The following is a 13,467-nucleotide window of genomic DNA, read 5'->3' on the forward strand; positions in this document are numbered from 1 at the left end:
CCCTGACAAGGAGGAAAACGCATGGAACGACGGGAGGCTGCGCTCGCTCTGGGGTTGCTGCTCGCCGCCACGGCGGCGTTTGCCGCTCAAGAGCGGGCCTATCGGGGTCTTGCCCTTTCCACGGCCTATCCGATCCAGACCCTGCGTCCCGCGGAGACCCTCTCTATTCCTCTCACAGTGCATAACTTCGGGCTCCCGCCCCAAGTGGTGGAGCTCAAGGCGGAGCAAGTGCCCGCGGGGTGGAAGGCGAGTTTTGTGGGGGACGGGCGCGCCATCGGCGCCGTGTACGTGAATCCGGACGCCGAGCGCAGCGTCACCCTACGGCTCGACCCGCCGAAGGCGCTGGACAAGGGCAGCTACGCCCTGCGGGTGGTGGCCCAAGGGGCGGGGCAGCGGGCCGAGCTTCCCCTCAGGCTCCAGTTCGGGGACGTGCTGCCGGCGGACCTGGGGCTTAGAGCCAGCCTGCCCACCTTGCAAGGCAGCGCCTCGGCCAGCTTCAGCTACGAACTCACCCTGGAGAACCGCAGTGGCCAGGATGCCCTGGTGAATCTTTCCGCTGAGGCACCCCCGGGGTTCGAGGTGAGTTTCACCCCGGCGTTTTCTTCCCAGCAGGTGACCAGCCTGCCCGTCAAGGCGGGGGAATCCCGGGAGTTCAACGTGCGGGTGCAGCCCCCGCGCCGGGCGACCGCCGGCCCCTACCGCATCGTGGTGACCGCGGATACCGGTCGGGCCCGGGCCAGCACGGATCTCGCCGTGGTGGTGACGGGGCGCCCGCAACTCGCCCTGCGCACTCCCACCGAAGTGCTCTCGGGGGACGCCTACGCCGGGGAGCCCACCCCCGTGACCCTGGTGGTGGAAAACACCGGCACCGCTGCGGCCCGGGGCGTGACCTTCTCGGCTTTTCCCCCCAGGGAATGGAAGGTGGAGTTCGAGCCCAAGGAGCTTCAGGCGGTACCTCCCGGGGAACGGGCCCAGGTGACCGCCACCGTCACGCCTTCCCCCCGCTCCCTGGCGGGGGACTTCAACGTGAGCTTCCGCGCCGAGACCGAAGGGGAATCGGCGTCCATGGATTACCGGATGACCGTGCGCACCTCCACCCTGTGGGGCCTGGTGGGCATCGCCGTGGTGCTGGCCGCCCTGGGAGTGGTGGGCTTCGTCGTGGCGCGCTACGGACGGCGATGAACGCTCCCGTCATCCAGACCCGCGGCCTCACCAAGCGCTACGGCGCCGCGGTGGCGGTAGAGGACCTTGACCTGGACATCCAGGGGGGGGAAGTGTTCGGCCTACTGGGGCCCAACGGCTCCGGCAAAACGACCACCATCCTCATGCTGCTCGGGCTTACCGAGCCGAGCGCTGGGGAAATCTCGGTGCTGGGGCTCGATCCCCGGCGCCGGCCCCTCACGGTCAAGCGCCAGGTGGGCTATCTCCCCGACGCGGTGGGTTTCTACGAGGAGCTGACCGCGTGGGAGAATCTGCGCTATATCACCAAGTTGAATGGTTTACCCGCCGCCGAGGCCGAGCGGCGGATTGGCGCCGCCCTCGCCCGCATGGGACTCGAAGGGGTGACCCACGACCGGGTCGCTACCTTCTCCCGGGGCATGCGCCAGCGGCTGGGGCTCGCCGAGCTCCTATGCAAGATGCCCCGGGTTGCGATCCTGGACGAGCCCACCCTGGGGCTGGACCCGGAAGCGGCCCGGGACTTTCTCGCTCTGATCTTGAAGCTCAAGGAGGAGGGCATCACCGTGCTCCTCTCCTCCCACCTGCTGCACCAGGTGCAGGAGGTGTGCGATCGGGTGGGGCTGTTTTCCCGGGGCCGCATGCGCTTGACCGGCAGCGTGGAAGAGTTGGCGCGCCAGGTGCTCGGGACCGCCTGGCGGGTGCGGCTGGAAGCCGGGCCAGCGCCCTCGGACCCGGAGGGGGCGCAGCTTCGCCGGGCGCTGGAAGAAGTGCCTGGGGTGCGCTCGGTACAGCCGGAGGGACCGGGGCGCTGGCGGGTGGACGCAGAACGGGATCTCCGGGCGGAGCTCGCCCGGGCGGCGGTTGAGGCCGGCGCCCGGCTCACCGGCCTCGCCCAGGAGCGCCCCGGGCTGGACGAGGTATACACGCGCTATTTCCAGGAGGCGGCCTATGAAGCGTGAGGGTTCCCCCTGGACGGGAGTGACGGCGGTGTGGGCGAAGGAGCTGGCCGACCATCTTTCCTCCACCCGCATGCGGGTGCTGGAGATGCTGGTGCTGATCGCCGCGGTGGGGGCGGTGTACGTGGCGGGGCAGCAACTGCGCGCCACGGTCATGCAGGATCCGTTCGCCTTCCTGCGGCTGTTCACCGCTGCCCGCTCGCCGCTTCCCTCCTTCGTCGCCTTTCTCGGGTTCTTTGTGCCCCTGGTGGCCATCGCCCTGGGCTTCGACGCGGTGAACGGGGAGTACAACCGGCGCACCCTGAGCCGCATCCTCTCCCAGCCTATCTACCGGGACGCGCTCCTCCTGGGCAAGTTCCTCGCCGCACTCTCTACTCTGGCGGTGCTGCTCGCCGCCCTGTGGCTGGTCACCACGGGGCTGGGGATCCTGTTCCTGGGGCTGCCGCCGGGGCCGGAGGAAGTGGCGCGGGGATTGCTCTTTCTCCTGGCCACTCTGTTCTACGGGGGCGTATGGCTGGCGCTCGCAATGTGCTTGTCGGTCGTGTTCCGCCAGCCCCAGGGAGCGGTGCTGACGGCCCTCGGGGTGTGGATCTTCTTCGCGGTGCTCTGGCCCATGCTCACCCAGTTCCTGGTCCAGGGGGCCCAAGCGGTGGCCACCGGCGTGGCCCGGGATCCCCTGGCCCAGATGAGCTTGGCCCTGGCGCTGGCCCGCGTCTCGCCCAACGCCCTGTACAGCGACGCGGTGCAGGCGCTGCTGCAGCCGGAGGTGCGCACCCTGGGACCCGTGTTCCTGGCCCAACTGGACGGCATGATCATCGGCCGGCCGCTGCCCCTCGCGGAAAGCCTGGCCCTGGTGTGGCCGGCCTTGACCACCCTGGTGGCGGGCACCCTGCTCCTCTTCGCCGTGGCCTACGCGCTGTTCCAGCGCAAGGAGGTCCGCGCCTGAGGGCTGCCGGTGCCCATGGTCTGAAAAAAATCCTCTAGTGAGCCACGGATGAACACGAATTTGCACAGATGACTTCGTTTTTTATTCTTCGTGAACATTCGCGCCCATTCGTGGCTGCAGGGTTGGGTCTTTCTCTTCAACATCACTGCCCCGGCGTGTGGAGCTGTTTCTCGATGCGGCGGGCGAACACGGCCATCTCCTTGGCTGCCTGCTTGTCGCCCTTTTTCTCCGCCACCTGGATTCCCTGGCGGTAGGCGTCCAGGGCTTCCTCAGGCCGCCCCGCCTCGGCGAGGGCCTTGCCGAGGAGCTTCCACGCCGCCGAGTAGTTCCTGTCCAGCTCCAAGGCCCGCCGCAGATGGGCGATGGCGGTGGCCGCATCCCCCTGCTTCAGGTACTCGTTTCCGAGGCTGAAGCGCAGGAGCGCCGACTCCTTGCCGGAGGCCAAGAGCTTTTCCAGGTTCGCGAGGACAGCGCTCGCCATGGAGATGCCTTACAGCTCGATCTGGGTGCCCAGCTCCACCACCCGGTTGCTGGGAAGGCGGAAGTAAGCGGTGACGCTGCCGGCGTTGCGCGCCATGGTGGCGAATAGGCGCTCGCGCCACAAGGCCATGCCTTCCAAGGCCAGGGACGGGATCAGCGTCTCGCGGCTCAAGAAGTACGAGGTCTCCAGCAGCGGGAACTCCAGGCCATGAGGCCGCAGCCGATCGAGCGCCGCCGGAATGTCGGGCTGGTCCACGAAGCCATAGCGGACCATGACCCGGTAGAACTCCTCACCGAGGGCCTGCAGCTCCACGCGCCGCTCCTCGGGGACCCGCGGCACGGGTTCGGTCACCACCGTGAGGAAGACCACGCGCTCGTGCAACACCTTGTTGTGGGCCAGGTTGTGCAGCAGGGCATGGGGCACCGTGTCCGGTTTGCTGGTGAGGAACACCGCCGTTCCCGGTACCCGCTGGGGCGGATTGAGCTTGAGGCTTTCGAGCATCGGCTGCAGTCGAATGTCCCGGCTGCGCAGCCGTTCGAACACGAGCTGGCGTCCACGGTACCAGGTGGAAAAGAGGGTGAAGAGTACTACCCCCACGATCACTGGGAACCAGCCCCCCTGGAACAGCTTGAGGGCGTTGGCGCTGAAGAAAGCCAGGTCCACAGCCAGGAGCAGTCCTGCCAAGACACCGGCGACCCAGCGGCTCCAGCGCCACAGGCGGCGCAGCACCACGTAGAGCAGGAGGGAGTCGATGGCCATGGTGGCGGTGACGGCGATGCCGTAGGCTGCCGCCAGGTGGCTGGAGGAATGAAACCCGAGCACCAGCGCCACCACGGCGGCAAGCAGCGCCCAGTTCACCCAGGGCATGTAGATCTGGCCCATTTCCCGCTCGGAAGTATGGGTTACCTCCAGGCGGGGGCAATACCCCAGCTGAATGGCCTGGTGGGTGAGGGAAAAGGCGCCGGAGATCACGGCTTGGGAGGCGATCACGGTGGCGGCGGTGGCGAGGGCCACGAGGGGATAAAGCGCCCATCCGGGCGCGAGGAGGTAAAAGGGGTTGCGCGCCGCTTCGGCCTGGGTGAGCAGCAGCGCGCCCTGGCCGTAGTAGTTGAGCAGCAGCGCAGGGAGCACGAAACCGACCCACGCCAGGCGGATCGGGCGCTTGCCGAAATGGCCCATATCGGCGTAGAGGGCTTCGGCCCCCGTGATCGCCAACACCACGGCGCCGAGCGCGAGGTAGGCCTGCCAGCGGTTCTCGGCGAAGAACGCCACCGCGTACCAGGGATTCAAGGCGTTGAGCACTTGCGGCACCTGGACGATTTTTGCCAGACCCAGCAGGGCGAGCGTGGCGAACCAGACCATCATCACTGGGCCGAACAGGACACCGACGCCGGCTGTGCCGCGGCGCTGAAGCATGAAGAGCACTACCAGCACCGCCACGGCCACGGGCTCCACCACGGGGTCCAGATGGGGAGTGGCCACCGCCAGCCCTTCCACTGCCGAGAGCACCGAGATGGCAGGGGTGATCATGGCGTCGCCGTAAAACAGGGCTGCGCCGAACAGACCCAGGGCCACCAAGATCCGCCGGCGCCTAGGCTCGTCCCCCAGGGCCTTCACCACGAGGGCGGTCAGCGCCATGATGCCCCCCTCGCCCTGGTTGTCCATGCGCATCATGAGCACCACGTACTTGAGCGTCACGACGATGATGAGCGACCAGAAGATGAGCGAGAGGATGCCCAGCACATTGGCAGGGTTGACGGGCAGCGGGTGCAGGCCGTTGAAGACCTCCCGCATGGTGTACAGGGGGCTGGTGCCGATGTCGCCGTAGACGACGCCCACGGCGGCCACCGCCAGCGCTGCGACCCGACGATGATAAGCCGCCGCCGCGGAGGCCACAGGATGGCTTTGGGCTTCGCGGGTACCGGACATGAAGGTGCAATATAGCGGCAATACGCCCGCGTCGCCATTGTGGCGGGCAGAGGGCCCTATCGGGGCGAGCAGTACCGTGGCTAAGGTTCCCCAAAGCCCTGCGGTGGCCTACCATTACGGCCGTTGCCTCTCATCCCTTCGCTAGGAGCCGCCATGAGCCGCATTCCCGTCTCTACCGAAGACGCCCCCAAGGCGATCGGCACCTATTCCCAGGCGATCCGCGCCGGAGAGACCGTGTACCTTTCCGGCCAGATCGGGCTCGATCCCAAGACCATGGCCCTGGTCCCGGAGCCGGACGGACAGATCCACCAGGTGTTCAGAAACCTGCAGGCGGTGGCCCAGGCGGCGGGCGGCACCCTAGATCAGGTGGTGAAGCTCACTGTCTATCTCACCGACCTCGCCCACTTCGGGCGGGTGAACGAGATCATGGCTACCTACTTCCGCGAGCCGTATCCGGCCCGGGCCGCGGTGGGCGTAGCAGCGCTCCCCCGGGGCGCCCTGGTGGAGATGGAGGCGATCCTGGTGCTCGGGGCGTAAGTCCTCGGCGTTTATCGCCGTGAGGCGCGGGGTGGCAGAAGCCGGCAGACTTCGAATGGACACCGGTCCACCGGGGACGCCGGACGGCGGTGAAGGCGCGGCGCCCACGCCGGCGCCCGGCGCTTCTCACCCCGTCTTCGCGGAACTCAGCCCAGCCATCGCCGGGCGGCTCGCCCGCCTGGGAATCCAGACGCCCTTCGACCTGGCGCTGCACCTGCCCCTGCGCTACGAGGACGAGACTCGCATTGTCCCCATCGCCGAAGCCCGGGACGGCGCGCCGGTCCAGGTGGAGGGGGTGGTGGTGAGTAACGAGATCGTCTACCGGCCCCGGCGCCAATTGGTGGTGCGCGTCTCCGACGGCAGCGGCGAGCTCACCGTGCGTTATCTCCACTTCTATCCCAACCAGGTCCGTGCCCTGGCGGTGGGAAAGCGGCTGCGGCTGCATGGGGAGCTGCGGTCCGGGTTTCTCGCGCCGGAAATGGTGCATCCGCGGGCGCGGGTGGTGGCTCCCGGCGAGCCCCTGCCCACTACCCTCACCCCGGTCTACCCCACCACGGCGGGACTGACTCAACCGGTGTTGCGGCGGCTGATCGGGCGCTGCCTGGCGGAGTTGGCCTTCTCCGACACCCTGCCGCCTTCCCTCAAGGCGGCCCACCGGCTCCCGGACTTCGAAGCGAGCGTGCGTTTCCTCCACGCCCCGCCCCCCGGCGCCGACGAGGGGGCCCTCGCCGAGCGCACCCACCCGGCGTGGCGGCGGATCAAGTTCGACGAGCTGCTGGCCCAGCAGTTGTCCATGCGCTTGCATTACCGCGAGCGGCGCGCCCGGGTCGCGCCCCGGCTTCCGGCCCGGGGCACCCTGACCCGGCGGCTGATCGAGTCCCTGCCCTTTCGCCTCACCCGGGCCCAGGAGACTGCGTTCGCCGAGATCAGCCGGGACATGGGGGAGGCGCACCCCATGCAGCGGCTCCTCCAGGGGGACGTGGGCAGCGGCAAGACCATCGTCGCCGCGCTGGCGGCGCTCCAAGCGGCGGAGAGCGGCCACCAGACCGCCGTCATGGCCCCCACCGAGATCCTGGCGGAACAGCACTACCGCAAGTTCGCCCAATGGCTGGAACCGCTGGGAGTGAAGGTGGTGTGGCTCGCGGGCGGCCAGAAGAAGCGGGCGCGGGACGAAACCCTCGCGCAGGTGGCCGAGGGGAAAGCCCTGGTGGCGGTGGGCACCCACGCCCTGTTCCAGGAGGAAGTGCGGTTCCAGCGCCTGGGGCTCGCGGTGATCGACGAGCAGCACCGCTTCGGGGTGCACCAGCGCCTGGCCCTGCGCTTGAAAGGCGACCACCCCCACCAGCTCATGATGAGCGCCACCCCCATCCCCCGGACCCTGGCCATGAGCTACTACGCCGACCTGGACGTGTCGGTGATCGCCGAGCTGCCGCCGGGGCGCGCCCCGGTGGCCACACGCTTGGTGGCGGACACCCGGCGCGACGAAGTGATCGCCCGGGTGCGGGCCGACTGCCTCGCGGGGCGACAGGCCTACTGGGTATGCCCCCTGATCGAAGAGTCGGAGGCGCTGCAGTTGAAGACCGCCCTGGAGACCTTCGAGCGCCTGAAGAGCACTTTCCCGGAGCTCAAGGTGGGCCTGGTCCACGGGCGGCTCAAGCCCGAGGACAAGGCGCGGGTGATGGAGGCCTTTCAGCGGGGTGAGATCCAGCTCCTCGTGGCCACTACCGTGATCGAGGTGGGAGTGGACGTGCCCAACGCCTCCCTCATGGTGATCGACCATGCCGAGCGCCTGGGGTTGTCCCAGCTCCACCAGTTACGGGGGCGGGTAGGCCGGGGGGCGGAGAAGAGCGCGTGCATCCTCCTGTACGGCACGCCCCTCTCCGGGGCGGCTCGGGAGCGGCTGCGGGTCATGTATCAGGTGAGCGACGGTTTCGAGATCGCCCGCCACGACCTGCGGCTACGGGGGCCGGGGGAATTCCTGGGGGCGCGCCAGAGCGGCGTGCCGCTGCTGCGCTTCGCCGACCTGGAGCGGGACCAGGATCTGCTGGAGGCGGCGCGGGAGGCGGCCAGGGAGATGCTGGAGCGCTTTCCCGACCACGCCCGCCGGCATCTGGAACGCTGGATGGGCCTGCGCCATCACTATCTCAAGGTGTAGCCCCGTGGAACGCACCCCCGCGGGCCGGGTGATCGTGAAACCCGGCCGGGAAAAATCTCTCCTGCGCCGCCATCCCTGGGTGTTCTCGGGGGCCATCGCGCGGGTGGAAGCTAACCCCGGCGCCGGGGAGACGGTGGAAATACGCTCGGCCGACGGCGCTTTTCTCGGCTGGGGAGCGTTCAGCCCCTTGTCCCAGATCCGGCTGCGGATCTGGTCCTTCGACCGGGAGGAGCCCATTGACGCCGGTTTTTTCCGCCGCCGGCTCTCTGCGGCCCTCGCCCTGCGCCGGGATCTCGTGCCGGCGGAGGAAACCAACGCTTTGCGGCTCGTGCACGGCGAGTCCGACGGCCTGCCGGGGGTGGTGGTGGACCGCTACGGGGACACCCTGGTCCTGCAACTCGGAAGTTGCGGGGCGGAGGCGTGGCGCGAGTGCCTGGCCGAACAGCTCGTCGCCTTGACGGGGGCGGCGCGGGTGTTCGAGCGCTCCGACGGGGAGGTCCGCGCCCTGGAGGGGCTCGCGCCCCGGGTGGGCCCCCTGCGGGGCGGCGAGCCGCCGGTGCCCGTCCTCATCCGGGAGCACGGGCTCGCCTACCGGGTGGACGTGCGCCGCGGCCACAAGACGGGCTTCTACCTGGACCAGCGGGTCAATCGGGTGCGGGTCGCGCGCCATGCGAGCGGGCGCCGGGTGCTGAACGGCTTCTGCTATACCGGCGCCTTCACCGTGGCGGCCCTCGCGGCCGGCGCCGAGACGGTGCTGTCCATCGATTCCTCGGCGGAGGCGCTGGCGCAGGCGCAGGCGCACGTGGCGCTGAACGGCTTGGACGCAATACGGTGCGAGTGGTGGGACGCGGACATGTTCCAGGCGCTGCGGCGGCTGCGGGACGAGAGCCGCCGTTTCGACCTGATCGTCCTGGATCCGCCCAAGTTCGCCCCCACGGCCGCCCAGGCGCCCCAGGCGGCCCGGGGCTACAAGGACCTCAACTGGCTCGCCTTTCGCTTGCTCGCCCCGGGGGGACTGCTCGCCACCTTTTCCTGCTCGGGCGGGGTGGACGAGGCCCTGTTCCAGAAGATCGTGGCCGGCGCGGCCCTGGACGCGGGGGTGGAAGCGTGCATCGTGGAGCGCTACGCAGCGGCCCCCGACCACCCGGTGGCCCTCAACTTTCCCGAAGGCGCTTATTTGAAGGGCCTGCTGTGCAGAATCGGTTGACCCCAAGGCGAAGAGGAGACCGGAATTGACGCGCTTCGACTACGATTTGTTCGTCATCGGTGCCGGCTCGGGCGGCGTGCGGGCGGCCCGCGTGGCGGCGGGCTACGGCGCCCGGGTGGCCATCGCCGAGGAACGCTTCCTCGGCGGCACCTGCGTGAATGTCGGATGCATACCGAAGAAGCTCTTCTCCTACGCCGCCCACTTCCGCGAGGACTTCGAGGACGCGGAGGGCTTCGGCTGGAAGGCGGGTCGCCTTCGCTTCGACTGGACGCAGCTCAGACAAAACAAAGATCGGGAGATCGCCCGGCTGAACGGCGTCTACGAGCGGCTGCTGGAAGCGTCCGGGGTGACGCTGCTGCGCGGCCGCGCCCGGGTGCTGGGTCCCCATCGGGTCCGGGTGGGGGAGAGGAACTATACCGCCGGCCACCTCCTGGTGGCCACCGGCGCCCGCGCCGTGGTGCCGCCGATCCCGGGGGCGGAGCTCGGCATCACCTCCGATGCGGCGTTCTTCCTGGAGGCTCTGCCGAAGCGGGCGCTGGTGGTGGGAGGCGGCTACATCGCGGTGGAGTTCGCCTCCATCTTTAACGGCCTGGGGGTCGAGACCACCCTCGCCTACCGGGGCCCCCACCTGCTGCGGGGTTTCGACGATGAGGTGCGTCAGTTTCTCGCCGGCGAGATGGAGAAAAAGGGAGTCCGCATCCTGTTCAACACCCGGGTGCTGGCCCTCAGGGCCGGCGCCGGTGGCCGTCGCGAGGTCTGCTTTGGCGACGGCAGGGAGGAAGCTTTCGATCTGGTGATGTTCGCCACGGGGCGGGCGCCTTCGAGCCGCGGCTTCGGCCTGGAAGAGACCGGGGTGAAACTCGCGGAAAACGGTGCCATCGTGGTGGACGAGGCGTTCCGCAGCTCGGTGCCCTCCATCTATGCCCTGGGCGACGTCATCGACCGGCTGAAACTCACGCCGGTAGCGATCCACGAGGCCATGGCCTTCGCCCAGACCCGCTTCGGCGCAAGCCCCAAGCCCATGGACTACGAGAACGTGCCGACCGCGGTGTTCAGCCATCCCAACGTGGGCGCGGTGGGCCTTACGGAAGCGCGAGCGCGGGAGCGTTATTCCCGGGTGGATGTCTATACGACCGCCTTCCGGCCCCTCAAGCTCAGCCTCACGCCGCGCGAGGAGCGCACCTTCATGAAGCTGGTGGTGGACGGCGCCACCGACCGGGTGCTGGGGGTGCACATGGTGGGGCCCGAGGCGGGGGAGGTGGTGCAGGGGTTCGCGGTGGCCCTCCAGGTCGGCGCCACCAAGGCCCAGTTCGACGCCACCGTCGGCATTCACCCCACGCTGGCCGAGGAGTTCGTCACGATGCGCGAGAGAAAGCCCGAGCCTGGGGCGGTGGGCTTGGCATGACAACGGGTTGGTCGTGGTCGCCGCGGGCGCGCGTGCGACGTGTTCACGGGTTCTCCGGATCCACGGCCGTGCCGGGCGGATCGTCCGCGTCCGGGTTGAGCACGCCGAAGCGCGCCGGGATATGGGCGTAGAAGACCCGGATCTTCTCCCGCTCGACGAGCTCCAGCAGCCGCCTGGCTTCCTCGGGCGTGACGATGAACTCCACCTCCACGGTGAGGGTTCCGGCCAGCTCGAAGAAGTGGTTTTCGTAGAGCACGTGGTGCCGTCCGAAGCCTGCCATGGCCCGGAACGCCGAGCCGCCGCGGATACCCATCCGGTTGGCTTGCTCCAGCAGCCACTCCCAGAGAAGAGCGTGGCGGTGGCGTGCGTTCTCGTGCACGTAGAAGCGGAGGAAAGCGCCTTCCATGGCTTCGGTCTCCTGTCGATGAGGCCCGCTCAAAGCCCTGCTAGCCTCGTATGAGCCATTTCACTGTGCCGATCCCCAGGGCGGTGAGGGCGAGCGAGCCCAGCAGATGTCCGCCCGCCGCAGCGAGCGCCCAGGCAAGCTGTCCTCGTCCGAGCAGAGTGACGACCTCGGCGGAAAAAGTCGAAAACGTGGTGAGCCCCCCCAGGAAGCCCGTGATGACGAAGAGGCGCGCCTCCGGAGGCAAGCCCGATTTGAAGGAAAAGTAGGCGATCGCCATGCCCACGAAGTAGCCGCCCAGCAGGTTTGCCGCGAGCGTTCCGAGCGGAATGGCCGGGAAGAGCGGATTCAGGACGACGCCAAGCCACCAGCGCAGGCATGCGCCCAAGCCTGCGCCGAGAAACACGCTAAGAAGCGAATACATTGCCATTCCGTTCCTTTCTGGAGCATTTTTCTTGGAACGGAGAAGGAGGCGAGAGAAAAGCGGGAATTGACCACCTGCGCGCCCACCTTCCCCGGATCCGGGCAATCTGCAAGGCAGGCATCATCAGCCACGCGGGCGGTTAAAGGAGGAATGCCATCTCCTCTGCGCATTCTAAATGCCCGTTGCCGCGAAGTCCACCTTGTGCGCCAGCGTTCTTTCGCCACTGAGGCCAACGCCGACCGCGTCCGCCTACGACTGCTTGCGGCAGCGCGGACAGGGATTGACCTCGATCGATACGTGCCCCAGCTCGGGACAATGCCTGAGCCGCTCGCGGTACTCGTCCGGTGTCTTGGGCGTGTGGGTCACCAGCGAGACGATGCAGGCGTACTGGGTACGGCCGACGCGCCACACGTGGAGGTCTGAGATCGTCGCCTCGCCGTCGCCTTCGATGAGCCGGCGCACCCGCTCGACCACGGGGTGATCCATCTCCCGGTCGAGGAGCACCTTGGACGAATCTCGGATCAGTGCGTAGGCCCAGGCCGCAATCACCGTCGCACCGACGATGCCCATGACCGGATCGAGCCAGTTCCAGCCCGCCAGCCGCCCGCCCAGCAGGGCGGCGATGGCGAGTATCGAGGTGAGCGCGTCTGCGACCACGTGGAGGTAGGCCGAGCGCAGGTTGAGATCGGCGTGGTGACGGTCCCCGTGGGCGTGGAGAGGGTCATAGGAGGCATCGTCGCCGGAATGCGGGTGATGGTGGTGATCCCTCAGCAGCCAGGCGCACAGGAGATTGACCGCAAGCCCCAGGGTGGCGACGAGGAGGGCCTGCTCGTAGTCGATGGGTAGCGGTCGAAAGAGTCGGGTCGCCGACTCCGCCGCCACGTAAAGGGCGACCACGGCTAAGAAGACTGCGCTGGCGAAGGCGGCCAGCACCTCGATTTTCCACGTGCCGAAGGCGAAACGCGCATCGTGCGCGAGCCGGCGGGCGAGGACGTACGCCATCCCCGAGACGCCGAGGGCGACGGCGTGGGTGCTCATGTGCCAGCCATCGGCCAGCAAAGCCATAGAGTTGAAGAGCCACCCGGCCGCGATCTCGATCGCCATCATGGCGCTGGTCAACGCCACCACCCGCCAAGTATTGCGCTCGCCGGCCCGGTTGCCGTGGTCGAACACGTGTTCGTGCCGCCACTGAGTGAGATCAAGAGGATGCATGCGGATCCAGGGGTGCTTCGATGCCGAGCGGGACGAAGCGGTATTTTAAAGCCTAGGCCATCGGCCGGTCGAACGGAGCAGTCGCGGCTTCGGGACTAGCGCCCTCGGATTGCATGCAACTGCGTTGCGAAAAATGGCTGCGTGCAGTATAGTAAAGCCATGGTTCAGACCCGTTTGCGTCGCGCCGCGGCGGGCGCATCGCCGCCCGGTCGCTGGGAGTCCGCCGCCGAGGCGTTGATCCTGAAACGCGCGCAGCGGGCCACGTCGGCGCGCGTGCGGGTGCTGGGCGTGCTGCTTGCCGCGGGTCGGCCTTTGACCCATCACCAGGTGCAGGAGGCGCTCAAAGGCCGCGTGCGGGTGGACCGGGTGACGGTGTACCGGGTCCTGGAATGGCTGGTGGGCCAGGAACTCGCCCACCGGATCGTCGGCGACGACCGGGTGTGGCGCTACAAGGCCCAGGCGGATCGCGACGGGCACGCCCACTTCAAATGCAACCGCTGCGGCGCGGTGTTCTGCCTGGAAAACACCAGCACGGCTTACGCCCTGGCGCTGCCCCCCGGCTACCGCTCCCAGGCGGTGGAGCTCACGATCCGAGGGCTCTGCGCCGGCTGCGCCGGCGGTCAGTGAAGGCGA

The 13,467-nt window shown here is 68.4% G+C and carries 13 protein-coding genes and 1 riboswitch; of the genes, 8 read left to right on the plus strand and 5 right to left on the minus strand.

What is annotated here, in order from left to right; genetic code table 11:
* Positions 1–21 precede the first annotated feature (21 nt).
* From ACTFO6_RS05385 to ACTFO6_RS05395, 3 genes are read left to right on the plus strand one after another with little or no spacing between them, the layout of a single operon-like run.
* A complete protein-coding gene (locus ACTFO6_RS05385; RefSeq protein WP_439933430.1) occupies positions 22–1,182 on the plus strand; it encodes a COG1470 family protein in 1,161 nt (386 codons plus the stop codon).
* Positions 1,179–2,138 (plus strand): ABC transporter ATP-binding protein, encoded by a 960-nt coding sequence (locus tag ACTFO6_RS05390; protein ID WP_439933431.1) that lies wholly within the window; start codon positions 1,179–1,181, stop codon positions 2,136–2,138. The genes ACTFO6_RS05385 and ACTFO6_RS05390 overlap by 4 nt, the downstream gene beginning before the upstream one ends.
* Positions 2,128–3,081 carry an ABC transporter permease gene (locus ACTFO6_RS05395; RefSeq protein WP_439933432.1) on the plus strand — a complete coding sequence of 318 codons (954 nt, stop codon included), beginning with the start codon at positions 2,128–2,130 and terminating at the stop codon, positions 3,079–3,081. The genes ACTFO6_RS05390 and ACTFO6_RS05395 overlap by 11 nt, the downstream gene beginning before the upstream one ends.
* A gap of 142 nt (positions 3,082–3,223) precedes the next feature.
* On the opposite strand, the gene ACTFO6_RS05400 is transcribed toward ACTFO6_RS05395, so the two are convergent.
* Together ACTFO6_RS05400 and ACTFO6_RS05405 are read right to left on the minus strand one after the other, a co-directional pair.
* Positions 3,224–3,562, minus strand: a complete 339-nt coding sequence (locus ACTFO6_RS05400; protein WP_439933433.1) for a tetratricopeptide repeat protein — start codon at positions 3,560–3,562, stop codon at positions 3,224–3,226.
* Between the two features lie 9 nt (positions 3,563–3,571).
* Entirely contained in the window at positions 3,572–5,491 is a 1,920-nt protein-coding gene (locus ACTFO6_RS05405; protein WP_439933434.1) for a potassium transporter Kup, read from the minus strand.
* 153 nt (positions 5,492–5,644) lie between these two features.
* Between ACTFO6_RS05405 and ACTFO6_RS05410 the strand changes: the two genes are divergently transcribed.
* Genes ACTFO6_RS05410 through gor form a run of 4 tightly spaced genes read left to right on the plus strand, consistent with a single transcriptional unit; the run spans position 5,645 to position 10,795 of the window.
* Positions 5,645–6,028 (plus strand): RidA family protein, encoded by a 384-nt coding sequence (locus tag ACTFO6_RS05410; protein ID WP_439933435.1) that lies wholly within the window; start codon positions 5,645–5,647, stop codon positions 6,026–6,028.
* Between the two features lie 55 nt (positions 6,029–6,083).
* Positions 6,084–8,183 carry an ATP-dependent DNA helicase RecG gene (gene recG / locus ACTFO6_RS05415; protein ID WP_439933436.1) on the plus strand — a complete coding sequence of 700 codons (2,100 nt, stop codon included), beginning with the start codon at positions 6,084–6,086 and terminating at the stop codon, positions 8,181–8,183.
* 4 nt (positions 8,184–8,187) lie between these two features.
* Entirely contained in the window at positions 8,188–9,390 is a 1,203-nt protein-coding gene (locus ACTFO6_RS05420) for a class I SAM-dependent rRNA methyltransferase (RefSeq protein WP_439933437.1), read from the plus strand.
* Positions 9,391–9,415: 25 nt separating this feature from the next.
* Positions 9,416–10,795: a glutathione-disulfide reductase gene (gene gor, locus ACTFO6_RS05425; protein ID WP_439933438.1), complete on the plus strand. Its 1,380-nt coding sequence runs from the start codon at positions 9,416–9,418 to the stop codon at positions 10,793–10,795.
* Between the two features lie 43 nt (positions 10,796–10,838).
* On the opposite strand, the gene ACTFO6_RS05430 is transcribed toward gor, so the two are convergent.
* From ACTFO6_RS05430 to dmeF, 3 genes are all read right to left on the minus strand, one after another.
* On the minus strand, positions 10,839–11,201 hold the full coding sequence (locus ACTFO6_RS05430) for a DUF190 domain-containing protein (RefSeq protein ID WP_439933439.1): 363 nt from the start codon (positions 11,199–11,201) through the stop codon (positions 10,839–10,841).
* Positions 11,202–11,241: 40 nt separating this feature from the next.
* Positions 11,242–11,628 carry a fluoride efflux transporter CrcB gene (crcB, locus tag ACTFO6_RS05435; RefSeq protein ID WP_147798393.1) on the minus strand — a complete coding sequence of 129 codons (387 nt, stop codon included), beginning with the start codon at positions 11,626–11,628 and terminating at the stop codon, positions 11,242–11,244.
* A gap of 101 nt (positions 11,629–11,729) precedes the next feature.
* Positions 11,730–11,792: riboswitch (Fluoride riboswitch) on the minus strand.
* Positions 11,793–11,871: 79 nt separating this feature from the next.
* A complete protein-coding gene (gene dmeF / locus ACTFO6_RS05440; protein WP_439933440.1) occupies positions 11,872–12,834 on the minus strand; it encodes a CDF family Co(II)/Ni(II) efflux transporter DmeF in 963 nt (320 codons plus the stop codon).
* A 159-nt stretch (positions 12,835–12,993) separates the two neighbouring features.
* On the opposite strand from dmeF, the gene ACTFO6_RS05445 reads away from it, so the two are divergent.
* The gene (locus ACTFO6_RS05445) at positions 12,994–13,461 is read left to right on the plus strand and encodes a Fur family transcriptional regulator (RefSeq protein ID WP_439933441.1); all 468 of its coding nucleotides are present in this window, start codon (positions 12,994–12,996) and stop codon (positions 13,459–13,461) included.
* Positions 13,462–13,467 lie beyond the last annotated feature (6 nt).

The sequence above is a fragment of the Pelomicrobium sp. G1 genome (assembly GCF_051905455.1).
GTDB lineage: Bacteria > Pseudomonadota > Gammaproteobacteria > Burkholderiales > UBA6910 > Pelomicrobium.